At 67.3% G+C, this 24,872-nt stretch carries 23 protein-coding genes; 7 read left to right on the top strand and 16 right to left on the bottom strand.

Annotation, left to right across the window (positions count from 1 at the left end):
- Nucleotides 1-2: 2 nt before the first annotated feature.
- Nucleotides 3-995: an aldose 1-epimerase gene (locus JNG39_RS18815; RefSeq protein ID WP_368313503.1), complete on the top strand. Its 993-nt coding sequence runs from the start codon at nt 3-5 to the stop codon at nt 993-995.
- Nucleotides 992-1,939: a threonine/serine dehydratase gene (locus JNG39_RS18810; RefSeq protein WP_368313502.1), complete on the top strand. Its 948-nt coding sequence runs from the start codon at nt 992-994 to the stop codon at nt 1,937-1,939. The genes JNG39_RS18815 and JNG39_RS18810 overlap by 4 nt, the downstream gene beginning before the upstream one ends.
- On the opposite strand, the gene JNG39_RS18805 is transcribed toward JNG39_RS18810, so the two are convergent.
- Nucleotides 1,928-2,815 carry a DMT family transporter gene (locus JNG39_RS18805; RefSeq protein WP_368313501.1) on the bottom strand — a complete coding sequence of 296 codons (888 nt, stop codon included), beginning with the start codon at nt 2,813-2,815 and terminating at the stop codon, nt 1,928-1,930. The genes JNG39_RS18810 and JNG39_RS18805 overlap by 12 nt on opposite strands.
- Nucleotides 2,816-2,907: 92 nt before the next feature.
- On the opposite strand from JNG39_RS18805, the gene JNG39_RS18800 reads away from it, so the two are divergent.
- Both JNG39_RS18800 and JNG39_RS18795 read left to right on the top strand, forming a co-directional pair.
- The gene (locus tag JNG39_RS18800) at nt 2,908-3,462 is read left to right on the top strand and encodes a DNA-3-methyladenine glycosylase I (protein ID WP_368313500.1); all 555 of its coding nucleotides are present in this window, start codon (nt 2,908-2,910) and stop codon (nt 3,460-3,462) included.
- A 47-nt stretch (nt 3,463-3,509) separates the two neighbouring features.
- Entirely contained in the window at nt 3,510-4,394 is an 885-nt protein-coding gene (locus JNG39_RS18795; RefSeq protein ID WP_368313499.1) for a DUF72 domain-containing protein, read from the top strand.
- Nucleotides 4,395-4,498: 104 nt separating this feature from the next.
- Here the strand turns inward: JNG39_RS18795 and bioC are convergent, their stop codons facing one another.
- The 5 genes from bioC to bioB are packed head-to-tail and all read right to left on the bottom strand — an operon-like array spanning nt 4,499 to nt 9,131.
- Nucleotides 4,499-5,389, bottom strand: coding sequence for a malonyl-ACP O-methyltransferase BioC (gene bioC, locus JNG39_RS18790; RefSeq protein ID WP_368313498.1), 891 nt, complete (start codon nt 5,387-5,389; stop codon nt 4,499-4,501).
- Complete coding sequence (bioH, locus tag JNG39_RS18785) at nt 5,386-6,156, bottom strand: pimeloyl-ACP methyl ester esterase BioH (RefSeq protein WP_368313497.1); 771 nt, start codon at nt 6,154-6,156, stop codon at nt 5,386-5,388. Before bioH ends, bioC begins: the two co-directional genes overlap by 4 nt.
- Nucleotides 6,153-6,896 carry a sulfurtransferase gene (locus JNG39_RS18780; RefSeq protein ID WP_368313496.1) on the bottom strand — a complete coding sequence of 248 codons (744 nt, stop codon included), beginning with the start codon at nt 6,894-6,896 and terminating at the stop codon, nt 6,153-6,155. The genes bioH and JNG39_RS18780 overlap by 4 nt, the downstream gene beginning before the upstream one ends.
- A gap of 22 nt (nt 6,897-6,918) precedes the next feature.
- Entirely contained in the window at nt 6,919-8,130 is a 1,212-nt protein-coding gene (locus JNG39_RS18775; protein ID WP_368313495.1) for an aminotransferase class I/II-fold pyridoxal phosphate-dependent enzyme, read from the bottom strand.
- Nucleotides 8,127-9,131, bottom strand: a complete 1,005-nt coding sequence (bioB, locus tag JNG39_RS18770) for a biotin synthase BioB (protein ID WP_368313494.1) — start codon at nt 9,129-9,131, stop codon at nt 8,127-8,129. Before bioB ends, JNG39_RS18775 begins: the two co-directional genes overlap by 4 nt.
- A gap of 135 nt (nt 9,132-9,266) precedes the next feature.
- On the opposite strand from bioB, the gene JNG39_RS18765 reads away from it, so the two are divergent.
- Entirely contained in the window at nt 9,267-9,473 is a 207-nt protein-coding gene (locus JNG39_RS18765; RefSeq protein WP_144916619.1) for a hypothetical protein, read from the top strand.
- A 15-nt stretch (nt 9,474-9,488) separates the two neighbouring features.
- Nucleotides 9,489-10,202: a ComF family protein gene (locus tag JNG39_RS18760; protein WP_368313493.1), complete on the top strand. Its 714-nt coding sequence runs from the start codon at nt 9,489-9,491 to the stop codon at nt 10,200-10,202.
- 57 nt (nt 10,203-10,259) lie between these two features.
- On the opposite strand, the gene JNG39_RS18755 is transcribed toward JNG39_RS18760, so the two are convergent.
- The 3 genes from JNG39_RS18755 to ubiA form a co-directional block, all read right to left on the bottom strand.
- Nucleotides 10,260-11,735 (bottom strand): CehA/McbA family metallohydrolase, encoded by a 1,476-nt coding sequence (locus JNG39_RS18755; RefSeq protein WP_368313492.1) that lies wholly within the window; start codon nt 11,733-11,735, stop codon nt 10,260-10,262.
- Nucleotides 11,735-14,227: a TonB-dependent receptor gene (locus JNG39_RS18750; protein ID WP_368313491.1), complete on the bottom strand. Its 2,493-nt coding sequence runs from the start codon at nt 14,225-14,227 to the stop codon at nt 11,735-11,737. Before JNG39_RS18750 ends, JNG39_RS18755 begins: the two co-directional genes overlap by 1 nt.
- 200 nt (nt 14,228-14,427) lie before the next feature.
- On the bottom strand, nt 14,428-15,435 hold the full coding sequence (gene ubiA / locus JNG39_RS18745) for a 4-hydroxybenzoate octaprenyltransferase (RefSeq protein ID WP_368313490.1): 1,008 nt from the start codon (nt 15,433-15,435) through the stop codon (nt 14,428-14,430).
- Between the two features lie 109 nt (nt 15,436-15,544).
- Here ubiA and JNG39_RS18740 point away from each other — a divergent pair, with 109 nt between their 5' ends.
- On the top strand, nt 15,545-17,740 hold the full coding sequence (locus JNG39_RS18740; protein WP_368313489.1) for a hypothetical protein: 2,196 nt from the start codon (nt 15,545-15,547) through the stop codon (nt 17,738-17,740).
- Between the two features lie 28 nt (nt 17,741-17,768).
- Here the strand turns inward: JNG39_RS18740 and JNG39_RS18735 are convergent, their stop codons facing one another.
- From JNG39_RS18735 to JNG39_RS18705, 7 genes are all read right to left on the bottom strand, one after another.
- Nucleotides 17,769-17,930, bottom strand: a complete 162-nt coding sequence (locus tag JNG39_RS18735; RefSeq protein ID WP_216158233.1) for a hypothetical protein — start codon at nt 17,928-17,930, stop codon at nt 17,769-17,771.
- An 80-nt stretch (nt 17,931-18,010) separates the two neighbouring features.
- Nucleotides 18,011-19,498 (bottom strand): mannitol dehydrogenase family protein, encoded by a 1,488-nt coding sequence (locus JNG39_RS18730; RefSeq protein WP_368313488.1) that lies wholly within the window; start codon nt 19,496-19,498, stop codon nt 18,011-18,013.
- Between the two features lie 11 nt (nt 19,499-19,509).
- Nucleotides 19,510-20,583: an ABC transporter ATP-binding protein gene (locus JNG39_RS18725; protein WP_368313487.1), complete on the bottom strand. Its 1,074-nt coding sequence runs from the start codon at nt 20,581-20,583 to the stop codon at nt 19,510-19,512.
- Nucleotides 20,584-20,592: 9 nt separating this feature from the next.
- Nucleotides 20,593-21,423 carry a carbohydrate ABC transporter permease gene (locus JNG39_RS18720; RefSeq protein ID WP_368313486.1) on the bottom strand — a complete coding sequence of 277 codons (831 nt, stop codon included), beginning with the start codon at nt 21,421-21,423 and terminating at the stop codon, nt 20,593-20,595.
- 13 nt (nt 21,424-21,436) lie between these two features.
- A complete protein-coding gene (locus tag JNG39_RS18715) occupies nt 21,437-22,312 on the bottom strand; it encodes a carbohydrate ABC transporter permease (RefSeq protein ID WP_247371455.1) in 876 nt (291 codons plus the stop codon).
- Nucleotides 22,309-23,679: a sugar ABC transporter substrate-binding protein gene (locus JNG39_RS18710; RefSeq protein ID WP_368313485.1), complete on the bottom strand. Its 1,371-nt coding sequence runs from the start codon at nt 23,677-23,679 to the stop codon at nt 22,309-22,311. Before JNG39_RS18710 ends, JNG39_RS18715 begins: the two co-directional genes overlap by 4 nt.
- 259 nt (nt 23,680-23,938) lie before the next feature.
- The gene (locus tag JNG39_RS18705) at nt 23,939-24,865 is read right to left on the bottom strand and encodes an AraC family transcriptional regulator (RefSeq protein WP_368313484.1); all 927 of its coding nucleotides are present in this window, start codon (nt 24,863-24,865) and stop codon (nt 23,939-23,941) included.
- Nucleotides 24,866-24,872: the final 7 nt, after the last annotated feature.

Below are 24,872 nucleotides of genomic sequence, written 5' to 3'. Positions count from 1 at the left end.
CCATGCCCCGTTTCACCGTCACGCGTGACTCCCTCGGAGCCCAGGAACTGGTCGTGCTGACCGATACCGTCGCACACCGCGAGGTACGCATCGCCCGCCATGGCGCCACGGTGCTGTCCATCAAGCTGGACGGCCACGATATCGCCGACGGCTTTCGCGACGAAGCCGAACTGGTGCCGCACAAGGGCTCGCGCTTCGCGATCATGACGCCGTTCGCCAACCGGGTGGAGGATTCGCGCTATACCTTCGAAGGCCAGGCCTACGATCTGCAGCCGGGCGTCGTGGGCAAGGATCGCGCGAGCCGTCACGGCTTCCTGCGCGGCGAGCGGTTCGACGTGCGGGACGACGCGGGGGGCGACGATGCCGCGACGGTCACGTTCGCCACGCAGGCGATCCGGCCGGAAGCGCGCCCGGGCTATCCCTTCGCGTTGGATGTCGCCGTGACGTTCACGCTGGACGGGAAGGGGCTGACCGTCGACGCGCGTACCCGCAACGTCGGCGACCGCGATGCGCCGACCTTCTTCGGTTGGCATCCGTACTTCCGCCTGTCCGACACGCCCATCGAGGGATGGGTGCTGCAGATTCCCGCCGACGAGATCATCGTCGCCGACGAGGGCTTCATCCCGGTGCCGGGTCCGGCGGCCTGGCAGCCGATCGGCGAAGCGGATGCCTCGCTGGATTTCCGCCAGGCGCGGGCGATCGGCCATACCGAGCTGAACAACACGTACGCGACACTGGCGCGCGATGCCGACGGCCGCGCACGCACGCACCTGAGCGATCCGGCCACCGGTCGCCGCATCGCGGTATGGCAGGAAAAAGGCGTCATGCTCGCCTTCACCTCCGACACGGCCGAGCGCGACGCGCGCAAGTCGGTGGCGCTGGAGCCGATGGAATGCATCCCCAACGCGTTCAACCGCGAGGATTGCCAGGACGCGATCACGCTCGCTCCCGGTGCCGAGCGCCGCTTCGTCTGCGGCGTGGAGTTCGGTGGATGAATGCGATCCCCACCTGGGACGACATCCGCGATGCCGCCGCCCGCATCGCGCCGCATGCCACGGTCACGCCGGTCCTGCGCAGCGATCTCATCGACGCGCGAGTCGGCACGGCGGTGCGCTTCAAGTGCGAAAACCTCCAGCGCGGCGGCGCCTTCAAGTTTCGAGGCGCCACCAATGCGGTGTGGTCGTTGGACGAGGAAGACGCCCGGCGTGGCGTCGTGACGCATTCGTCGGGTAATCACGGCAATGCGCTGGCGATGGCCGCGCGCACGCGCGGTATCCCCGCCCATGTGGTGGTGCCCGAGGGCGCGGTGAAGGCGAAGGTCGATGCCATCGTCGCCGCGGGGGCCACGGTGCATCGATGCGAGCCGACCACGGCGGCGCGCGAGGCGAAGGCGGCCCAGGTGCAGGCCGCGACGGGCGCCACGCTGGTCCATCCCTATGCGGATCCCCGCGTGATGGCGGGACAGGGCACGGTGGTGCCGGAGTTGCTGAGGCAACACCCCGATATCGATACCGTGCTGTTTCCGGTGGGCGGCGGCGGGCTCGCGGCGGGGTGTTCCATCGCAGCGCATGCCATCGATGCGAGGCTGCGCCTGTTCGCCGCGGAACCGGAAGGTGCGGACGACGCGGCGCGGTCGCTGGAAGCCGGCGCGCGTGTGGGTCCGTTCACGCCCGAAACCGTCTGCGATGGCTTGCGTACCCTCGTGGGCGAACCGAATTTCCGCGTCTTGCGCGAGCACCGCGTGTCCGTCTTGCGGGTGAGCGACACGGAGGTGGTTGCCGCGATGCGGTTGCTCTGGTCGGAGCTGCGGATCGTGGTCGAGCCGTCCAGCGCGACGGTGCTGGCCGCCTTGCTGCGCTACCCGGACCGCTTCGCCGGCCACCGTGTCGGCGCGGTGCTGACCGGCGGCAACGTCGATCTCGACGCCTTACCGTGGTGAGCGTGCAAGGCGCGCGCCGCTGACGGCGAAGAGGCCGGCCGCGATGAAGGCCATGCCGATCCATTCGTTCGGCGTGGGCCGCTCGTCCAGGAAGGCCCAGGCCATGAGTACGCCGAGCACCGGCACCGCCAGTGCCGACAAGGCGGCCACGGCGGTCGGCAGCCGGCGTACCACCACCAGCCACAGGGTCCATGCCAGGCAGGTGGCGAACACGACGGAATAGGCCAGGCCGCCGACGAGGGCGGGCGTCCATGCGATCGGACGTTGCGGCACGCACAGGGCCGTCACGGTGAGCGCGGCGGCGCCGAAGAGCATCTGCCAGGTGGTGAAGTTCAGCGGATCGCAGTGGTGGCGTTGGAACATGCGCTTGCTCATCACCGTGCCGACAGCCCAGCACATGCCGCCGAGCAAGGCATAGAGCGTACTCCGCACGCTACCCAATCCTTCCCACGGGGCGATGACGGCGAGCAGGCCGACGGCGGCGAAGGCGAGTCCCAGCCAGTGCCTTGGCGTGGGCTTCTCGCGCAGGATCAGCCACGCCAGCAGTACCGCCCAGAAAGGCATCGCATACGCCAGGAGCACCACGTGGCCCGCGCCTCCGGTGGTGAGGGCCAACTGCCCCAGGCCCTGGAACGCGGCCGTCTGGGTGAGGCCCACGAGCGCGGTGCCGCCCCATGGCGGTGGAGCCAGCGGGCGGCGCATCGCCAGCAACACCACGAACATCAGCACGCAACCGATGCCGTAGCGCAACGCGGAGAAATCGAAGGGACCGGCATAGGCCAGCACGCTTTTCATCACGATCCAGCTGCTCGCCCAGATGATGACGGTGACGCCCATCGCGACGACAGCGCCCTGCGATGGCTTGGGTTCGTTCATGCGTACGCCGGACACCGTGAAAAGCGGACATCTTGACGGAAAACGCGTCGATATTCTCGTTCGCTCCGAGGAAAGGACGAGGGGTGCCGCCGATGCGCTGCGAATGGGCCGATACGACCGACGCCGAACGCGTCTACCACGACACCGAATGGGGCGTGCCTACGCACGACGACCGCAGGCTGTTCGAACTTTTCGTTCTGCGGGGCGCGCAGGCCGGCCTGGCCTGGCGTACCGTCCTGCCCAAGCGTGCCGACTATCGACGCGCGTTCCTCGATTACGATATCGCCGCCGTCGCGGCGCTCGACGACGAGGCCATGGCGCGTATCGCGGCGGATCGCGGCATCATCCGCCACCGGCTCAAGCTGGCGTCCGTGCGCAACAATGCCCGGGCCGCGCTGCGCCTCATCGATGCCGAGGGATCCCTGGCCGCGTTCCTCTGGTCGTTCGTCGATGGCCGGACCGTGGTCAACCGGGTCCGGCACGTCGACGAGATGCCTTCCAGGAGCTTCCGTTCCGATCGCATGAGCGAAGCGCTCCGCGAACGCGGGTTTCAGTTCGCGGGTACCGCCATTTGCTACGCCGTGATGCAATCGTCGGGCATGGTCGATGATCACGTGGACGGCTGTTTCCGTCGTGAACGCGGTTGACGGAAGCGTTCACCGTGCATGCACGGCTCGCGCGATGCCATGGCCTCATGGCTACCGTTCGCATCGGCATTTCCGGCTGGCGCTATGCCCCTTGGCGTGGTGTGTTCTATCCGAAGGATCTCGTGCAACGCGATGAGCTGAAGTTTGCCTCGCGCCGTTTCCGGACGATCGAGATCAACGGATCGTTCTATTCGTTGCAGAGCCCGGACAGTTACCGCCAGTGGTATGACGATACGCCTCGAGGTTTCGTTTTCGCGGTAAAGGGGCCACGGTTCATCACCCACGTGAAGCGGCTGCGCGATGTGGACGCCCCGCTGGCGAACTTCTTCGCGTCCGGCGTCTTGGCGCTGAGGGAAAAGCTGGGGCCGATCCTGTGGCAGTTCCCGCCGAACTTCCGCTTCGACGCGGATCTCATGGATGCCTTTTTCGCGCAACTGCCGCGTACCACGAGGGATGCGGCGGCACTGGGGCGTCGCCACGACGCGAAACTGAAGAAGCGTGCCTGGCTGGCGGTGGATCGGTCGCGGCGGTTGCGCCATGCGGTGGAGATTCGTCACGAGAGCTTCGTCGACCCAGCCTTCGTCGAGCTATTGCGCAAGCACGGCATCGGGTTCGTGGTGGCCGATGCGGCGGGCAAGTTTCCGCGGTATTTCGACGTGACGGCGGCTTTCGTCTACGTGCGGCTGCACGGCGACATCCAGCTGTATGCCAGCGGGTATGGGGAGAAAGCGTTGAAGGCGTGGGCACGGCGAGCGAGTGCGTGGGCGCGCGGCGCGCAGGCCGCCGGCGATCCACGCATCTCGCGCAAGGCGCCGCCGAAGCGGGCGTCGCGGGATGTCTACGTGTACTTCGACAACGATGCGAAGGTGAAGGCGCCGGGCGATGCCGAGGCGTTGGAAAAGCTCGTGGCGAGGCATCGTGCTTCGGGATGACCGAGGCCCTGGGCTCCTGCGTGCGCAGGAGCGACGGATGGCCTCACCGTCGTCCCTGCGTACGCGGGGATTCTGAGCGCCAGCTCAGGGTGAGCGACGCCGACTCAGCCGAACGGCGTCTTCCGACGCGATCCACGCAACTTGTCGATCGGGAAGCTGGCGACCTCGCCGCTCCCCTCCCGGCGCGACTGTCCCTCCGGCGCACCCCACGCGTAAGCCGTCACCACTTCCCACGTGGAAGGAATCGTCCCGTCGCTACGTATCGCCTCATATGCCTCGATCATGCGACGGTAATGCTGCTTGCCGGTCAGCCCGCGCGAGCGGTCGGCATCGGCGTTGTTCGCTCCCAGCCCGCGCAACTCGTCGAGCAAGGCGCGTGGTGTCGGATAGGTGAGCGTATAGCGTTCGGCGAACAGCACCGGATCGCGCAGGCCTTGGGCCAGCATCGCATCGCCCACGTCGTGCATGTCGAGGAAGCGTGCCACGTGCGCATGCTCGTCGGCCGCCGCCCATGCACTGCGCAGCTCGGTGAGCGTATCGGGGCCGAACGTGGAGAACGTCAGCAGACCGCCGGGCTTGAGGACGCGCGCGCACTCGGCGAACAGGCGCGGCAGGTCTTCGCACCACTGGAAGCAGAGGTTGGAAAAGAGGATGTCGACGCTGCGGTCGTGCACCGGCAGCGTGTACGCATCGGCGGCCACGCGCGAGAACGGCTTGAGCCAGCCCGCGTTGTGCTTCGCCTGGCGGAGCATCGGCAGGGCGAGGTCCATGGCGATGACCTGCGCCTTGGGGTAGCGCTTCTTCAGCGCCGCGCTGCCGCGCCCGGTGCCGGCACCCACGTCGAGCACCACCTCGGGCGCCGGCGTGTAGACCTCGAGACGGTCGATCAGCGTGGATTGCACCTCACGCTGGAGCGCGTCGTGCTTTTCGTAGGTGCCCGCGGCGCGGCCGAAGTTGCGGCGGACCTGGCGGCGGTCGAAATGGAAATCGCTCATGCGTGGGGTTCGGTGAAAAGCGTGATGACGCGCGCGAGGTCGTCGGCGTGTCCGATGAAGGGCGCGTGCCCGGCGTTGATTTCCTCGAAACGGCCGTCGGCGGCCTGCGCCGACCAGCGCATGGCCTCGGGGTGCACGATGCGGTCGCGGCGTCCGGCGATCCACAGGTTGGGCTGGCGCAGTTCGCCCAGACGGGGACGCAGGTCGGTCGCCTCGAGCAGGCGCAGGCCTTCCATGAGCACGCGCGGATCGGGTTCGCCGCGCGCGTAGGCTTCGTCCTTGAGCTTGCGCGTTTCGGTCTTGGGATCGGCGCTGCCCAGTGCCTCGAGGGCGATGAAGCGATCGACGGTGGCCTTGTAGTCGGCGTCGAGATCGGCGGCGAGCTTTTGCACCATGGCGATGTCGTTGCCCTGCGGCCAATCGTCCGCGCGCACGAAGCGCGGCGTGGAACAGACGGGCACGACGGCACGTACGTGGTTCCCCAGTTCGAGCGCGGCCACCAGGGCGACCAGGCCGCCCATCGACCAGCCCAGCCAAGCGGCGGGCGGCACGTCGTCGGCGATGGCCCGGGCACAGGCGAGCGGATCGAGCGGAACCTTCGAGTCGCGCGAATGGCCGTGGCCGGGCAGGTCGACCACGTACATGTCGAAGCGTGCGTCGAGGGCGTCGGCCAGCGGCGCCAGGATGCCGCCGTGCATGGCCCAGCCGTGGAGCATCACCAGCGGGATATCGCCCCGGCCGCGCCGCTCGATGTACAGCCCGCTCATGGCGCGGTGCTCGGTGCGAGCGAAGGATCCACGGCGCCGCGTCCGTCGAAGACGAAGCAGTCGCCGCGCCAATGCGCGCCGCCGACCTCTTCGAAATACTTCAGGATGCCGCCTTCCAGCTGGAAGACGTGTTCGATGCCGATCTCGCGCATGTGGATGGCCGCCTTCTCGCAGCGGATGCCGCCGGTGCAGAACGACACCACCGTCTTGCCGTCGAAGCGCGCGCGGTCGGCGGCGACGGCATCGGGGAATCCGGTGAAGCTCGACAGACCGTAGTCGACGGTGTTCTCGAACGTGCCGGCGGCCACTTCGTAATCGTTGCGCGTATCGAGCAGTACCACCTCGCGACCCTCGTCGTCGCGGCCGGCATCGAGCCAGCGGCGAAGGTCGCGGGGCAGCACGTGGGGCGCGCGGCCCGCCTCGGGGCGGATCGCCGGCGCGTGCATGGTGATGATTTCCTTCTTCAGGCGCACGCGCATGCGACCGAAGGGCACCTCGTCGGACCAGCTCTCCTTCGGCACGATGTCGGCGAAGCGGGCGTCGCCGCGCAACCACGCCATGAAGGCATCCACCGCCTCGCGCGGGCCGGCGAGGAACAGGTTGATGCCCTCCGGCGCGAGCAGGATGGTGCCCTTGAGTGCCCATGCCTCGCAGCGGGCCGCGATGGCCTCGCGCAGCGTGGCGGGTTCGTCGAGGGCGACGAACTTGTAGGCGGAAATGTTGAGGATCGACATGGACATGCGTGGGGCCTGCGGCCGCCCATTATACGGCCGCGGCCCCGCGGGGCACCGGGAGCCGTTCCAGGGCGTCGAGCAGGGCGTCGATACGATCGGGCGTGTGGGATGCCGAGAGCGTGATGCGCAGGCGGGCGGAACCGCGTGGCACGGTGGGCGGGCGAATCGCCACCACGAGGAATCCCGCCGCTTCCAACTGCCTCGCGGCCTCGGTGGCCGCCTCGGCGGAGCCCATCACCAGTGGCTGGATCGCCGTGTCCGAGGGCGTCAGGGCCAGGCCCAGTTGCGCGGCCCCGGCGCGAAAGCGGATGACGTTGGCGCGCAGGCGCTCCCGCCGCCCCTCGCGGTCGGTGCGCACCAGGTGCAGGGCCGTGCGCGTGGCGGCCGCCAGCGCGGCGGGCATGGCGGTGGTATAGACGTAGGCGCGGGCAAACTGCGTCACGGCCTCGATGAGGTCGGCGTCGCCCGCCACGAAGGCGCCGGCGCAGCCCAGGGCCTTGCCCAGCGTCCCCATGAGCACGGGCACTTCGCGCGGACTGAGGCCCGCCGCGGCGACCGAGCCGGCGCCCTGCGGGCCCAATACGCCCAGGCCATGGGCATCGTCCACGTAGAGCAGGGCATCGCGTTCGGCGCAGGCCCGGGCCAGTGCGGCCAGGGGCGCCACGTCGCCGTCCATGCTGAACACGCCGTCGGTGGCCAGCAACGCGGGCAGCCCGGGGCGGGCGTCCAGCTGGCGGGCCGCGGCCTCGGCATCAGCGTGGGGATAACGCCGCAACTCGGCGCGGGCGAGTGTCGCGCCGTCGATCAGGCTGGCGTGGTTGAGGCGATCCTGCACGCAGAGCGCCTCCTCGCGACCGTGTACCGCGGAACCGAGCAACGCCTGCAGCGTGCCGAGGTTGGCCATCACGCCAGTGGAGAAGAGCAAGGCGCGCTCACGCCCGGTCCACTCGGCCAGCTCTTCTTCCAGCGCGGCGTGTTCGCCACGATGGCCGCTGACCAGGTGCGCCGCGCCGGTGCCCACGCCCTCGACGCTGGCCGAGCGGGTCAGCGCGGCGACGAGATCGCGGTGGCCGGCGATACCCAGGTAGTCGTTGCCACAGAAATCCGACAGGATGCGGCCTTCCACGACCCGTCGCCCGCCGGGTAGCACGTCGCAGATGCGCGTGCGGCGCAACAGCCCTTCGTGTTGGCGAAGCGCGCGTGCGGCCTCCACGCGGGCGCGGAGACCGGGACGGCTCATGCGACGGCGGGTTCGACGATATCCGCGTGCACGGTGCCGGGTTCGAAGGCCACTTCCATCGGCTTCAGGCCGAGGCGCCCGAACAGGCGACGGTCGTGCTCCACGTCGGGATTGCCCGTCGTGAGCAGCTTTTCGCCGTAGAAGATCGAGTTGGCGCCCGCGGCGAAGCACAGCGCCTGCAGGGCGTCGTCCATCGATTCCCGCCCCGCCGACAGCCGAACCACCGAGGCGGGCATGAGGATGCGGGCCACGGCGATGCTGCGCACGAATTCGAAGGGATCGAGTTCATCCGTGCCCGCCAGCGGCGTGCCGGCCACCTGCACGAGGCGGTTGATCGGCACCGATTCGGGGTGCTCGGGCAGGTTGGCGAGGGTCTGCAGCAGGCCGGCGCGCTGCGCGCGCGACTCGCCCATGCCCACGATGCCGCCGCAGCAGGTCTTCATGCCCGCGGCACGCACGTGTTCGAGCGTGTCCAGGCGGTCCTGCATGTCGCGGGTGTGGATGATCTCGCCGTAGTAGTCCGGCGCCGTGTCGATGTTGTGGTTGTAGTAATCCAGGCCGGCGCTTTTGAGCGTCTCGGCCTGCGGGCCGGTGAGCATGCCCAGCGTGGCGCAGGTCTGCAGGCCCAGCGCCTTCACCGCGCCGACGATCTCGGCCACCTTGGCCACGTCGCGGTCCTTCGGCGAGCGCCAGGCGGCGCCCATGCAGAAGCGGCTGGCGCCCGCATCCTTGGCAGCCTGTGCCTTGGCGAGCACGGCTTCCACGCTCATCAGCTTCTCGGCCTTCACGCCGGTGGCGTAGCGGGCCGCCTGCGGGCAGTAGGCGCAATCCTCGGGACAACCGCCGGTCTTGATCGACAACAGGGTCGATACCTGCACGGCGTTCGGATCGTGGTACTGCCGGTGAACGGTCTGCGCCTGGAACAGCAGGTCGTTGAAGGGCAGGGCGAAAAGGTGCTCGACCTCCTCGCGGGACCAGTCGTGGCGGATGGCTGCGGTCATGGGGACTCCCGGGTCGAAGGCGCGAAGTGTCGGCAGGGGACACGCTGTTGTCAACCTGAATGACGTTTCTATGGTTTACATCAGACCGGCCGCCGCCGCCCTACCATCGGGCTACCTACCGACGGAGGCATTTCCATGAGCGAGGGTCAGGGCAGCGGCGGCAACGTGCTCGCGGCGATCTGCAGCTTTTTCATCCCGGGCCTGGGCCAACTGGTGCAGGGCCGGGTCTTCAAGGCGCTCATCATGTTCGTGCTGGCGGCGGTGCTGTGGGTGATCTGGCTGGGCTGGATCATCCACCTGTGGTCGATCGTCGACGCGGCGATGTTCCGTCGGCGCGACTGAGGCGCTTTCCGACGCATGGATGCGCGTGACTGGCTGGCGGCGGTGGGGCGTTTCGTCCTCCCGCCGCGTTGCATGGCCTGTGGCGATCGGGGCATCGACGGCACCGAGCTGTGTGCCGGCTGTCTGGCGTCCCTCCCCCTGAACACCACGCGATGCCTTCGCTGTGCCTTGCCGCTGCCGCGCGAGACGGCCATCTGTGGGCCATGCCAGCGCAACCCGCCTCCCTGGCACGCTATCTGGGTGCCGTTTCGCTACGCCCAGCCCGTGGATCGGCTGGAGAGCCGGTTCAAGTTCCATGGACAACTCGCCGCCGGACGGACGCTGTCGCAGTGCTGGTTGCGCGCGGATCCCCCGGATGAGTTACCGCAGGCCATCGTGCCCGTGCCGCTGCATGTGTCGCGGTTGCGCGCGCGAGGATTCAACCAGGCCCTGGAACTGGTGAAGCCGCTGGCGCGGCGTTTCGGTATTTCCGTGTGCGCCGATGCGCTCGAACGCGTGCGGATGACGGAGGCGCAGAGCGAGCTGGATGCGGTGGAGCGGGCGCGCAACGTGCGTGGTGCGTTCGCGGTGAGGCGGTTGCCGTATGTTCGGCATGTCGCGGTGGTGGACGATGTCATGACGACCGGGGCGACGTTGGGTGCTTGTGTTCGCGCGCTACGAGATGCCGGAGTCGAGCGGGTGGACGTTTGGGCCCTGGCCCGGACCGGGCTGGGGGCGCTATCGCATTGATCCGTGCCTCGCCGTAGGCACCGGCGCAGGCCGGTGCCCACGGCGGAGTGTTCGGTTTTAGCGATTGACGTACACCGGATTGCCCAGCACGAGCAGATGCCCTTGCGCATCGCGCACGTCCACGCGCAGCCAGTGCGCCTTGCCGTCGCCGGTCCAATCGAACGACTGCGAGCCATCGGCACCGATCACATCACTGCCGCGCAGTTCGACACGCCGTCCATCCACGGTCACCACCATTTTCTGGCCCGACAGCGCGGCCGTGCGCACCTCCACGTGCATCGCCTCGCCCCGAGCGACGGCGATCGCATCGCCCATCCCCGCCTCGTGCGTTCCCGCACGCGCACGCACCTCGAGCATGCGTTCCCTCGTGCCTTCGATATCCACGAACACGTGCCCCGCGCGGATGCCGTCGAGGATGCCCTCGATCGACAGTGCACGCGCATGCACCACCGTGGTCGGCGTGCCGATACCGGGTCTGCTGCCGTCGTGGCTGTCGCTGCCGCCGATGGCGGTGATGCGCAGACCGGCGTCGAGTTGCTTTTCCCAGAATGGAATGCCGCTGTCCTTGCGCTCGGTGTCGGTACCGTTCACCGCCTCGATCGCCTGGAAACCGCGCATGTCCACCGGTCCGGCCGGGGTGAAGCCGCAGCCCATGCAGGTCTCGTCGTTGGGCCGCATCGGGTGGTTGATCGAGATCACGCCATGGGCCTTCGCCACGGCGGCGAGCAGCGCGTTCCAGTCGGGTACGTCTTTCGTGCCCAGGCGAAAGTCGATCGGCTCGGACACGCCGAACAGGTTGGCATGCCCTTCGAACGTGGTGATCTCGCGGGCGGGGATCAGCAGCATCGTGTCGAAATAGGGCTGCATGGCGCGCATCTCCGACACCTGCGACATGGTGTTGTGTTCGGAGAGGGCGATGAAATCCAGGCCGCGCTTGGACGCGTTGTCGACGGTGAGGAACAGCGGGCAGGGCACCTTCTTCGTGCCCGACGCGTTGAGGCAGCCGCCGTCGCTGTGCACGCTGTGCATGTGCAGGTCGCCACGGTACCAGCGGTCACGCGTGTCGAGCGGTTGCTCGGTCAGCCCGTGCTCGGGGCCGAAGCCTTCGTCGTCGCGCGAGAACCACACCTTCGCGGTGTAGGTGGATGTCGACGACGGACGGATGTTGGGAATGCCCAGTTCCAGTCGCCAGCGGCCCGGCTCGATGGCGCCCGGCAGGTAAGAGGGCGTGGCATCGGTGGCCGACACGGTGAAGCGATGCTTGTTGCCGCCGCTCCACCCGCGAAAGCCGTCCTGTTCGACGAATCCGCCCGGGCCGAGCAGGCCCAGGTCGATGGTGGTGTGTTCGTCGCGACCGGTGTAGTCCACGTCGATGGTGATCCGCGAGGTGCCCTTGGGCACGTCGAAGGGCGCTTCGCGATACGTGTGATGGTCCTTGCCGGTCAGCTCGCCACGCAGCACGAGATCCGGTGCCCGCTCCGCCGCCGCGGTGGCGGCGAAGCAGGCGAGGGCGATAGCGGTCAGCGCGCGCATCAGAAACGGTACATCACGGCGGCGCGGTACGAGCGGCCCAGCAGCGGTCGCGCGATGAACGTGTTGGCGCCGGCATCGGCGCTGGCCAGCTCACCGGCTCGCGGGTTGCCTTCAGTAAGGCCCAGCGAGTTGTTGATGTTGTCCGCATAGAGGTAGAACGACAGTTGCTGCGTGGCGTCGTAGCGGGCGCTGGCGCCCCATACATGGTAGGACGGCAGCACCACCGAGTTGGCCGTGTCGACGTAACGGCGTCCTTCGAATTCGTACGTCACCTGCAGGCGCAGGCGGTTGTCGAACAGGTTCACGCCCGGCACGATGCGGTAGCTCACCTTGGGCACACGGATGAGCTGATCGTCCTCGTAGTCGCGCAGCACGGGAGCATTGTTCACCAGCTCGGTGTAGCGCAGGCCCTTGTATTTCGGATCCTGATAGGTCGCGTTGAACTGCACGTCGAACCACGACGTGGGGTAGATCGTGCCTTCCAGTTCGAGGCCGTAGGTCTTGGTGTCCGCGTAGCCGGTCTGGGCCGTCGAGGTGTTGCCGTTGCGATCGAACACGTAGTTGCTGAAGGCCACGTTGTCGTACTTGGTATAGAACGCGGTTGCGTACAGGTCGAGGTGGCGGTCGCTGTATTTCCAGCCGGTTTCCCCCAGGTCCATCGTCTGCAGCACCGGCGTGGCCGTCGGGCTGGTGATGTACGTGCTGAGGTTGGGCAGGCGGAAGGTCGACGTCCAGCGGGCGAACAGGCCCTGGCGTGGCGAGAACTGCCAGTTGGCGCCGAGCGTCCAGCCGGTCTTGTCGAACGACTGGTCGTAGTGGGCGAACTGCCCGTTGCCGGTCAGTACCTGCGACGCCGCCGGCGAGCCACCGATGTCCACGGTGGCCTTGCCTTCGGTATAGCCCTGCACGTTCACGTGTTCGTAGCGCGCGCCGCCGTCGATGCGAAGCTGCGGTGTGACCTGCCATTCATCGGAGAGATAGAACGCGTTGGTATCCGACTTGCCGCTGGCGTTTTCCCACTCGTAGCCATAACGGTAGTAGCCGTGGTCGGTCAGCGAGCCGAGGACCTGGCCGTTGGCGTCCACGCCCACGAGGTCGAGCAGGCGTGCGTTGTCGCGCACGTCGAGCAGCACGGTCGACGAATAGCGGTCGAAGCGCTGGGTGAAGTTGGCGTGGTAGTAGCCCAGCGTCACGTCGTGGGTCTGGTCGCCGATCTCGAACTTGCGCAGCAGGCGCGTATCGTTGTCGAACTCGTTCACCGGCGCCGTCACGCCGCGGATGCCGCCGGTGACGACCAGCCCGTTGCCGTTCTGGTTGGCGACGTCGAACACCTGCGAGGGGTTGTCGACGTAGCGCAACTGCAACGCGGTGGCGCCGGGAATGAGGCCGAGGCGCTTGGCGCTGTCCTGCGCGATGAGCGAGCTGCCGCTCTGCACGGCATTGGGGAATACGCCGTTGCGCTGCGAATCGGTGGTGCTGTAGCGGGCCGATTCGGCGAGTTTCCAGTCGTCGCCCAGGTCGTGGTCGAACTTGAACGAGACCTGCGTGCGCTTGACGTGCGTACCGTCGGTATTGTCGAAGTGATACGTGCCGCCGCCGGCCTCGCGCATATCGAGGTCGCGGGTTTCCGGGCCGGCCAGGGTACCGTAGTTGCCGCTGAAACCGGGCACGGGGCGGATGTCGCCACCCGGCGTGGTGCGCATCGGGATGCCCAGGTACAGCGCCACCTTGTCGTCCAGGTGCTTCACGTCGAAGCTGATGTCGCCGTGCTCGAGTTGCTTCGAGAGCGTGGCGCGGAGCTGGCCGCCGTCGTCCGCATGGAACTGCGGGCGGCGAATGCCGTCGTCCACGCGCCAGAAGCCGCCGAACGACGCCTTCCAGCCGTTGCCGACCGGCGTGCCGTACCAGAAGTCGAGGCGGTTGAGCGAATAGTTGCCCACCGTGTACTTCACCAGGCCTTCGGCGGTATCGCCGACCGTGCGCGGAATGAAGTTGATGGCGCCCGCCGGGGCGTTCGAATAGAAAATCGACGATGGGCCGCCGCGTACCACCTCCACGCGCTCGATGGTTTCGTCCAGGCGGAACGCCTGGTCGGCGTTGAGGTACCCCAGCGCCGGATCGTGCTGCACGGGGATACCGTCTTCGAGCAGGGTGACCGAGCCGTAGCCGTCGACCGGGATGCCGCGCGCACGGATGTTGCCCGAGGCTTCGCCGCCGGACGATTCCACCCAGAAGCCGGGCACCGACTTCACCGCTTCGGTGACGCTGGTCGGCGCCTGCATGCGCAGGCGGTCTTCGTCGATCGTGGTGATGGAGTAGCTGGTTTCCGCCTTGGTGCGCGATTCGACGCCCGAACGCGCGGTGACCACCACGTTGTCGAGGTCGGTGGTCTTCTTCTGGGGAGCGGCATCCTGCGCCTGGGCGGCGGCCGAAACGGCGAAAGCGCCGAAGAGTGCCGCGCGCAGGGCGCGGGCGAGCGGGGTGCTACGCATGTGGGGGAAACTCCGGGGATGGGATGGGCGTGCGCACCCACCCCGCGACCCGGCAGGGGCGGCCGGGTCCGCGGCCTCTCCCTGGGTGCGCGATCCCGACGACGTTAAGCGTAAGTGATGACGGATTGTTTCAGTCTTCGTGTCCGTCAGATTTCAATCGATCTATATCGTTTTCAAAGGGATGACAAAGGTGACCTGCGTCACAAGGCCAGCGCCAGGACGATGCCCACCCAGATCACCAGGCCCACCCAGTTGTTGTGGCGGAACGCGGCGAGGCAGGCGGGTCCCTGGCGGTCGCGGATCATCCATTGCTGGTAGGCGAACATGCCGGCGGCGGCGAGCAGGCCGATCCAGTAGGGCCAGCCGAGGTTCGAGCGGGTGCCGACCATCGCCATGGCGAGCAGGAAGGTGCCCATGAGGATGCCGATGATGACGCGGTCGGCATCGGCGAACAGGATGGCCGTGGACTTCGCGCCGGCGGCGATGTCTTCCTCGCGGTCGACCATCGCGTACATCGTGTCGTACACCACCGACCAGACGATGTTCGCGATGAACAGCAGCCACGCCACGGGCGGCACGCTCTCGCCCACGGCGGCGAACGCCATGGGGATCGACCAGCCGAACGCCGCGCCCAGCACCACCTGCGGAAGATGGGTGTAGCGTTTGGTGAAAGGATAGGCCGCGGCCAGCGCGGCGCCGCCGAACGACAGCAGCAGGGTGAACCGGTTGGTGAACAGCACCAGCACGAAGGAGAACGCGATCAGTCCGGCAAACGTCCACAGGGCTTCGCGCGGCGTGATGCGGCCGCTGGCGATCGGCCGGCCACGCGTGCGTGCCACCTGGGGGTCGAGCTTGCGGTCGGCGTAGTCGTTGATGGCGCAGCCCGCGGCGCGCATGGAAAACACGCCGAGGGTGAAGATCACCAAGGGACCGATCGGCGGAAAATCCTTTGCCGCCAGCCACAGCGCCCACCACGTGGGCCACAACAGCAGCAACGCGCCGATGGGGCGATCCATGCGGGTGAGCTGCAGGAACGCGTAGACGCGGTCACGCCGCGCGGCGGGCATGCCGCGCAACACGAAGGCGAGCACGCGCTCGGCGGAGGTCGAGGCGTCGGCGGGACGCGAGGCCGGCGCGGGGGCGGGGGCACGGCGCACGGAAGGCGCGGCCGTGCGACGTGGCCGGGGTTTCTTGGGGGCGGGACTCATGGGCGAAGTCTACCGGCTCGGTGCGGGACGCCACAGGGGCTTCGATCCGGATGCCTTAGACTTTCCGTCCCACCCGCCAACGCCGATGGCTGCCTTGATCACGGACACGATGTCTTTTCGCCGGCTGTTCCTCCTGTTGTGCCTCGTCTGGCTGGTCCTGGATTCCAGCCTGCTCTTCCGCGGGCGGGTGTTGCCCTGGGACGCCATCAACGAGTTCTATCCCACGGTTTATTTCAACGCGCATGGTCTGCGTACGGGTGAGCTGCCCTGGTGGAACCCCTACATCTACGGCGGCTACGCACAGATCGGCGATCCCCAGGGCATGCTTTTTTCCCCCTTGCTGATGGCCTGGATGCTCTTGCCCGCCGACCCTGGCGCCACATGGTTCAGCTGGGGCGTTCTGCTGCACATGCTCATGGGCGCGACGGCGATGCTCGCCGTGCTGCGCCGACACGGAACCAACGCGTTCGGTTCGCTGGTGGGAGCCATCGTCTACATGGGCGGCGGTGTCGCGGCGTCACGACTGGAGCACATTCCCATCGTCATCGCGTACGCGTACGTGCCCGTGGTCCTGCTGGCCTTGCGGCACTTCCTGGCGACGCCGGGTGTCGCGCGCGCGTCGTTATTGGGACTGGCGGCGGGCGCGATGGTGACCCAGCTCGTCCAGGTCACCTACTTGTTCGTCATCGTCATCGGTGCCTATGCGTGCGTGGCGCTCGTCCGTCATTGGCCGGTCTACGACGCGTCCCGGCGTCGCGCGGTCGTCGGCGGACTGGCGCTGGCGGCGCTGATGGCCCTGGTGATCGGAGGGCCGCAACTGGTCTTCAGCTGGAGCGCGATGGTCATGTCCAATCGCAGCGAAATGGCCTTGTCGGACGCGGCGGGGTCGTCGCTCGACGCACGTGCCTTCCTCTATCTGGTGCATCCCAACGCCTTCGGTGGATTGAGCGACTTCGAGCACGCTTCGATCGATCCGGTACAGGCGTTCCTCTATATCGGCGCGATCCCGTTGCTCGCCTTCCTGGGCCTGGGACGCGCATGGCGTAGCGGTCACGCGCGGACGATCGTCTGCTTCGGCATCCTCGCCGTCGCGGCGACGATCTACATGCTGGGCACGCATACGCCCATCTACGGCTGGCTCTATGGATGGATGCCGGGGCTGGTCCATTTTCGCCGGCCATCCGACGCGGCATACGTGCTCGACGTCGCGCTGGCCTTCCTCGCCGGCATCGGCGCGAGCCGCATCGACCTTCGATCGCGCCGTGAGTTGACGATACTGCTCGTGGTGGCGGCCGCATGGCTGGCGATCGCGGCCACCACGATGCTGCCCTCACGCGCCACCGCGTTCGTTGCGCCCGCCGTGGCGCTGGTTGCCCTGTGGCAGGTGCGCCAGCGTGACGACGCGTGGCGCGCCGTCGTATGGCTTCTCGTCGTCATCGTCGCGGATTACCGGATGTTCAATTTCAGCGGACGCTTCCTGACCTCCCCCAACGAGGCGAAGCGTTACCTCGCCAGTCCCGAGGTCGCCTATCTGAAGCAGGCCCTGGGGACGAACGGTGCGTCGCCACCCGCCCGTATCGCGACCCGCGACACGGGCGCCATTTGGGACGACGGCGGCATGCTCGCCGGGATCGCGTCGACGCAGGGTTACAACCCGCTTCGCTACGCACTCTACGAACGATGGTACCGGCCGAGGGAAAACACGCTCGTCAACGTGCCCGACTCGCCCTACAACGCACCACCTCTTGCCCGGCTCGACGATCTCCTGGGCGTGCGTTACCTCGTACTCGGAAAGGGGCGGCCTGGCGCGCCGTATGCGCCGCCCTCCCACTACCGGCTCGAAAAGTCGTTCGCCTACGTCGACCTCCTGCGCAACGATCGAGCCTATCCTCGTTTCCTCAATCCCCGGCGGGCGAACGTCCTTCGCGTCGAGGAGGAGCCTGGGGTGGCCGCCTTCGTCCATACCGATTTCGCGGAAACGTTATGGCTTACCCCCCGGGATGCCGATGATTTCGCATCGGCGGTAACCGATGCCTCGTCCTGTCACGGCGCGGTCGCTCTCGACCCCGTGCGGAATACGCCTACTCGCCAGGAGCTGCACACGCGCGCGACGTCGGCGGGCTGGGTCGTGGCGGGTGAACTGGATCATCCCGGCTGGCAGGCCCGGCTCGACGGACAATCGTTGCCCATCCATCGCGCCAACGGCATGTTCCGCGCCGTTTGCGTGCCCGCGGGCGAGCATCGTTTGAGTTTCGTGTTCCATCCCTGGGACATGGTGGCCTACGCCTGGCGGCACAGGGGATGACGAAAGGGCGCCTCACGGCGCCCTTCGTTCATTTCGGTTCCAACGGCTCCACCGGGTCGTCGTCCACCGGCGGCTCCGGGTCGGCATCGCGCTCGGGCCGGTAGCTGCCGGGCTGACGGATCTCGTCTTCCGGGCGGTTCTTGCCCGGCTCGGCGAACGGGGGCTGCGGATTGGTCGGGGTATAGGGCATGGAGCGGCACTCCGAATAGGGTACTTGCCTCGCACGCTAGGTCCCACGGGGTGAAGCCACCGGGAATGCTTCGTAAAGCCTCAGTCGACGAGCGAGTCCAGCCGTTCCAGCGTCCCGCGCACGCCGCGTTCCGCCATCGACGCCACGTAGATGTCGTATTGCCGACGGAAGCGCGCGTCCTTCGCGGGTAGCGGCCCCACCAGGTCCTCGCTTTCGATCAGCGCATCCTTCGAGCCGCTGTCGATCAGTGCCTGCACCAGGTGCATCGCGTTGGGCTCGCGCAAAGGGTAGGTCGCACCGTCGTCGTCGTGGCCCACGCGCACGTAGCGGTCGAAGGCGGCGAGCAGGAAGGCCAGGCGGCGCGCATCCTTGCCGTGCTCCAGGCAGGCGCGGATCGTCGGGCCGAGGAAGCCGGGGATCTTCGAGCCGCCATCGAGACACAGCCGGTCGAGCTGGTCGGCGATGGAGGCGTTGCCGAAGCGTTCGAGCAGTTTCTTCTTGTAGGGGCCTAGATCCATGCCCGGCAGCGACTGCAGCCATACGCCCGCGTCCTCATCGAGGAAGTCGGTGAGATAGCGTTGGAACAACGGATCCTTCACCGCGACGTCCACGCGCCGGTGGCCCGCCAGGAAAGCGGGGTACGACAGCATCTGGTGGGAGCCGTTCAGCAGGCGGATCTTCGCGTCTTCGTAAGGCGACACGTCGTCGACGATCTGCACGCCGTGGCGTTCCCACGCCGGGCGGCCCTGGCGGAAGCGATCTTCGAGTACCCACTGGATGAAGTCTTCGCAGATGACGGGCGCGCGATCGTCCAGGCCGGTGGCGGCATTGAGTTCGTCGCGCACGGCGTGCGTGGTCGCGGGGGTGATGCGATCGACCATCGCATTGGGGAAGTCGACTTCCGCCTCGATCCAGGCGGCCAGTTCCTTCGAGCGCGCCGCGGCGAAGGCGAGCACGGCTTTGCGCGCCTGGGCGCCGTTATGTCGCAGGTTGTCGCACGACATCACCGTGAACGGCGGCGTGCCGGCGGCGCGCCGCCGCTCCAGCGCGCCTACGACGAAACCGAAGACGCCCTTGGGTGCGTCGGGATGGGCCAGGTCGTGAACGACGGTCACGTCGTCGAGGCGGAAGCGGCCGTTCTCGTCGATGAGGTAGCCGCCTTCAGTGATCGTCAGCGAGACGATGCGAATGGCGGGGTCGGCGAGGCGCTCCAGCACGGCCGCCGCACCGGCGGTCGGCGCATGGAGGTAATCGACCATCGCACCGACGACGTGCGTGCGGCGTTCGCCGTGCGGATCGTATTCGCTGACCGAGTACAACCCGTCTTGCGCGCCGAAGGCTTCGGCGAGCGGCTGGTCGTGGTCGAGCAGGTGGATGCCGAGGATGCCCCACGACGCCATGTCGGCATCGGCGAGTGTTTGCTGGGTGTAGATCGCCAGGTGCGCCCGGTGGAAGGCGCCCACGCCGATGTGCGCGATGCCGGCGGATACCTTGCGGCGATCGAACGGCGGCGCGTCCACGCCGGCGGGAAGGCGGTCGAAGTGCGAAGGGGTGAGTGCGACGGACATGGGGAAGGTCTTCAGGGATGATGGATGGCGATGCCCGCGGCATCGAACACATGGGCGTGGGCCGGGTCGAGGCGGACGCACACGTCGCGGCCGGCGCGTCGCTCGAAATCGCCGTCGGCACGCACGGTGATCGTGCCCACCTTGGGTACGTCGACGTAGGCGTAGGTTTCGCTGCCGAGGCGCTCCACCACGGTAAGTCGGCCGCCGAGCGTCCGGCCGGCGGTGTCGTCGGTGTCGCAGACGCTCAGGTGCTCGGGCCGTATGCCGACCGTCACCTCGCCCTTCGCTTCCAGGCCGGCGGCTAACGGAAGCACGCTGCCGTCGGCCAGCCGCAAGGCGCCGTCGATGACCTCGGCGGCGAGGAAATTCATCCTCGGCATGCCGAGGAAGCCGGCGACGAAGCGGTTCACCGGACGCCGGTAAAGCTCCAGGGGTGAACCGACCTGCTCGATGCCGCCCTCGCTGAAGATCGCGATCCGGTCGGCCAGCGTCATCGCCTCGACCTGGTCGTGGGTCACGTAGACCATGGTGGCGTTGAGTTCCTGGTGCAGTCGCGCAAGCTCGAGGCGCGTCTGCGCGCGAAGCGCCGCGTCGAGGTTGGACAGCGGCTCGTCGAACAGGAACACGCGCGGTTCGCGGGTGATCGCGCGGCCGATCGCGACGCGTTGCCGCTGGCCGCCCGACAATGCCGAGGGCTTGCGGTCGAGGTAGGGTTCCAAAGCGAGGATCTTCGCCGCCCTGGCCACCTTCTCGTCGATGGTGCGCTGGTCGGCCTTGGCGAGCTTCAACGCGAACGACATGTTCTCGCGCACGCTCATGTGCGGGTACAGCGCGTAGCTCTGGAACACCATGGCCAGGTCGCGCTTGTCGACGGCACGGTGGGTGATGTCGTCGCCGTCGAGCAGGATCTGCCCGTCGTCGGCGTCTTCCAGCCCGGCGATCAGGCGGAGCGTCGTCGACTTGCCGCAGCCCGAGGGGCCGAGAAACACGCAGAACTCGCGGTCTTCCACCACCAGGTCGATGCCCTTGATGACGTCGACACCTTCGAACGACTTGCGCAGCGAACGGATTTCCAGACGGGACATGCGTGACTCCTATTTGACCGCGCCGAAGGTGAGGCCGCGCACGAGCTGGCGTTGCGACGCCCAGCCGAGCACGAGGATGGGGGCACAGGCCAGGGTGGAAACGGCGGACAGCTTGGCCCAGAACAGTCCTTCGGGACTGGAGAACGAGGCGACCAGGGCGGTGAGCGGCGCCGCGCTGGCGGTGGTGAGGTTGAGCGACCAGAACGCCTCGTTCCACGAAAGGATGAGGCACAGCAGCGCCGTCGAGGCGAGGCCGCCGCGGCTGACGGGGATCAGCACGCGGAACATCGTCTGCACGGTATTTGCGCCGTCCATGCGCGCGGCTTCGAGGATGTCGTAGGGGATGTCGCGGAAATAGGTGTAGATCATCCAGACCATGATCGGCAGGTTGATCAGCGCGAAGATGACCACCAGCGCGGTCTTCGAGTCGAGCATGTTCAGATCGCGGCAGATGAGGTAGATCGGCACCAGTACGCCCACGCTCGGCAGCATCTTCGTGGAGAGCATCCACAGCAGCACGTCCTTGGTGCGGCGGGTGGGGTGATAGGCGAAGGCGTAAGCCGCGGGTACCGCCACCAGCATGCCCAGGATCGTCGCGCCGCCCGCGGTCACGACGGAATTCCACGCGTAATGCAGGTAGTTCGCGCGCGCGAGGATGTCGCGGTAGTTCTCCAGCGTGGGCGTGAACAGGAAGTGCGGCGGCATGCTGAAGGCGTCCAGCTCCTTCTTGAAACTGGTCAGCAGCATCCAGAGGATGGGAAAGAACATCGCCAGCGCCACCAGCCACGAGGCGACGGCTCGGACGGTGCGGGCGAGACGACGATGGGGTCGGTTCGACATGGGTCCGTCTCCTTCAGCGTTCGGTGAGCGACTTGCCGATCAGGCGGATCAGGAAGATCGCCATCACGTTCGCCAGCACCACCGCGACCAGGCCGCCGGCGGAGGCCGCGCCCACGTCGAATTCGAGCAGCGCCTGCGTGTAGACCAGGAAGGGTACGTTGGTGGTCGCGTCGCCCGGGCCGCCGTTCGTGGTGACGTAGATCTCGGCGAACACGTTGAGCAGGAAGATCGCTTCCACCATCACCACCACGGCGATGGGACGCGCCAGGTGCGGCAGCGTGAGGTGGCGGAAGATCGCCATGCCGCGTGCGCCGTCCATGCGTGCCGCTTCCAGTTGCTCGCGGTCGAGCGATTGAAGCGCGGTGACGAAGATGAGGATGGCGAAGGGAAGCCACTCCCACGACACGACGACGATCACCGACAGCAGGGGCCAATCGGCGAACCAGTTCACCGGGGTGGCGCCGAACAGTTTCCATAGCCAGGCAAGGAAGCCCGACACGGGATTCATCAACAGGTTCTTCCAGACCAGCGCCGCGACCGTGGGCATGATGAAGAACGGCGAGATCAGCAGCATGCGCACGATGCCCTGGCCGGGAAAGGTCTCGTCGACCAGCACCGAGATGAGCACGCCGCCCACCACGGTCACCGCCAGCACGCTGCCGACCAGTACCACGGTATTGAGCACCGACGTCCAGAAGCTTGGATAGGTGAAGAAATAGGCGAAGTTCTCCAGCCCGACGAAAGCGGATTTCCCCGGATAGAGCAGGTTGTAGTACTGCGTGGAGAAATAGAGCGTCATCGCCAGCGGCACGATCATCCACACCAGCAGCATGACGATGGCCGGCTGGGCGAGCAGCCGTTCGGGACGTTTACGGACCGTCGCGTTCATGGCGTCGCCTCCTGCTTCTGGATGACCGGCTTGTTGTCGTAGTAGCCCGCGCGCTTCATGGTGCGATCCACCGCGCCCTGCGCGACGTGCAACAGCGTGTCGACCTTGCCGCGGCCGGCCAGCGCGCCGGCGATCTCACGGCCTACCAGCGTGGCGACCGCCTGGAACTCGGGGATGGACACGATCTGGATGCCCTTGTACGGCACCGGCAGCAGCGTCGGATGCGCCGGGTCCACCGCCTTGAGCGACGCGTAGGTGACCTTGGCGAACGGCGCGGCCACGAGATAGTCGGGATCGGCGTAAGTGGACTCGCGCGTGCCCGGCGGCGTGGATTCCGGTCCATAGCGCTCGGCCACCTTCTTCGCGTAGGGCCGCGACGTCGCCCACAGGATGAAATCGCGGGCGGCGTCGGCCTGTCGCGAACTGGACGGAATCGCCAGCGACCACACCCACAGCCACGACGAACCCTTGTCGGTCACCTGGTGCGGCGAACGCGCGAAGCCGACCCGTCCGGCGACCTGGCTTTCTTTCGGATTGGCCACCGTGCCGCCGCCGACGCTCGCATCCACCCACATCGCGCAACGTCCTGCCGCGAACAGGGCCAGGTTCTCGTTGAAACCGTTGTCCGAGGGGCCCGGTGGACCGTAGTTCTTCAACAGGTCCACGTAGAAATTCACGGCCTGGTGCCAGGGCGGCGTGTCGATCTGCGGCTTCCAGTACTCATCGAACCAGCGCCCACCCCAACTGTTCACCATCGTACCGAGCAGCGCCATGTTCTCGCCCCAGCCGGCCTTGCCGCGCAGGCAAATGCCATACACGCCATGCGCGGGATCGTGCAGCTTCTGCGCGAAGCCGCGGATCTGGTCCCACGTGGGCTGGTCAGGCATCGTGAGGTTGGCCCGGGCGAACAGGTCGGTGCGGTAATAGGTGATGCTCGCCTCCGCATAGAACGGCACTGCGTAGAGGTGCCCGTCCACGGTGAGCTGTTCGCGCACGTTCTTGAGCAGGTCGTCGGCCTCGTAGTCCGCGGGCAGGTGGTCCAGCGGCTTGAGCCATCGCTGCGCCCCCCACAAGGGGGCCTCGTAGGCACCGATGGTGATCACGTCGAACTGGCCGCCATGCGTGGCGATGTCGGTGGTAAGGCGCTGGCGCAGCGTGTTCTCTTCCAGCACCACCCAATTCAGGTGCACCCCGGGATGGCTTTTCTCGTAGTCGCCGGAGAGCGCCTGCATGCGCACCATGTCCGCGTTGTTGACGGTGCCGATGGTCAGCGTCGTGTCCGCCCACGCGGTTCCCGTCGACGCCGCCAGGGTGGCGCCGGCAAGCAGCGCGACGAGTCGGCGGTTACGTTTGCGTCGATCGGTCATCGTGCCTCCCGTGAGACGGCGGGGTGCCGCGTCGTGGTTAGGCGTTATAGGTGTAATACACGGGGGCGCACCAATACGGCCGCCGTCGTTTTACGGTGAAAATGCATACTTTTTTGCAGGCAGCGAGCCCGAAGAGTCGCCTGCGCACGCGAATTCAGCGTGATCATGCTGCTGCGCAGCATGATTGAGAGCCGTGCAAAAGAGTATGTATATGGCGGTGTTATGGGGCCGAGCTGTCGGTACCTGCGGCACCGCCGCATCAGTCGTCGTGGTCGCGCCGACGATGACGCGTGCGGTAGTCGCGCGGCGTCATGCCCGTGAGGATGAGGAAGCGCCGATTGAAGTTCGACAGGTTGCTGAAGCCGACCTCGTAACAGACGTCGGTGATGGCGACATCGGACGAAGTCAGCCGTTCGCAGGCATGCTGCACACGGATCTGGTTCACGTAGTCGATGAAGCGATAGCCGGTGTGCTGATGGAAGAAACGCGAAAAGGCGGTCTCGGACATGTCCAGCCGGGAGGCGACGGTCTTCAGCGACACGTCGCCGGCGTGGTGCCGCTCGATGTAGCTGACGGCCCGGTGCAGCTTCATCGACTGCGTGCGATCCGCGGCGCCCTGGAAGGGGCGACTGCTCAAGAGCCGGCGCGTATCGTCCTCCGACAGCGCATCGATCATCTCCAGAAAGCTGGCGACGCGCCGCAGTCCGGTGTGGCTGGCAACGCGCATGAAGTAGGGCTCGAGCCGACGGCCCAGGTCGGACGAAAAAGCGATGCCGTGGCGGGCCTCTTCCAGCAACAGGCGTTGCACCTGACGCGCCGAGGGAAAGAGGGCCATGCAACGGTGAACGAAGGCCTCGGAGAACAGGATCACGCGGTCGCGCACGGCCACCGGCGCGCAGGCCTCGTCGGTGATCCAGTTGTGCGGCACGTTGGGCCCGGTGAGCATCAACGTGTGTGGTGCGAAGCGGCCGGTATGATCGCCCACGTAAGCGGTGCCTTCGGTGGCGACGATCAGGTGCAGTTCGTAGGCCGGGTGGTAGTGCCAGCGGATCAACCGGCTGCGCGAGCCGTGCTCGAGGTAGTGCAGTGTGGGCTCATCGGAGAGCCCGAACAGATCCTGTTCACCGCCCAGCGCCGACGTATCGGCCATGGGGGGCGGCAGCGAGAGCGCGGCGCGACGGTTCATGCGACCG

It is taken from the genome of Luteibacter sp. CQ10 (assembly GCF_040900725.1).
Classification (GTDB): Bacteria; Pseudomonadota; Gammaproteobacteria; order Xanthomonadales; family Rhodanobacteraceae; genus Luteibacter.
Note: the sequence above shows the minus strand (reverse complement) of the source record. Positions and strands in the feature narration are given on the sequence as shown.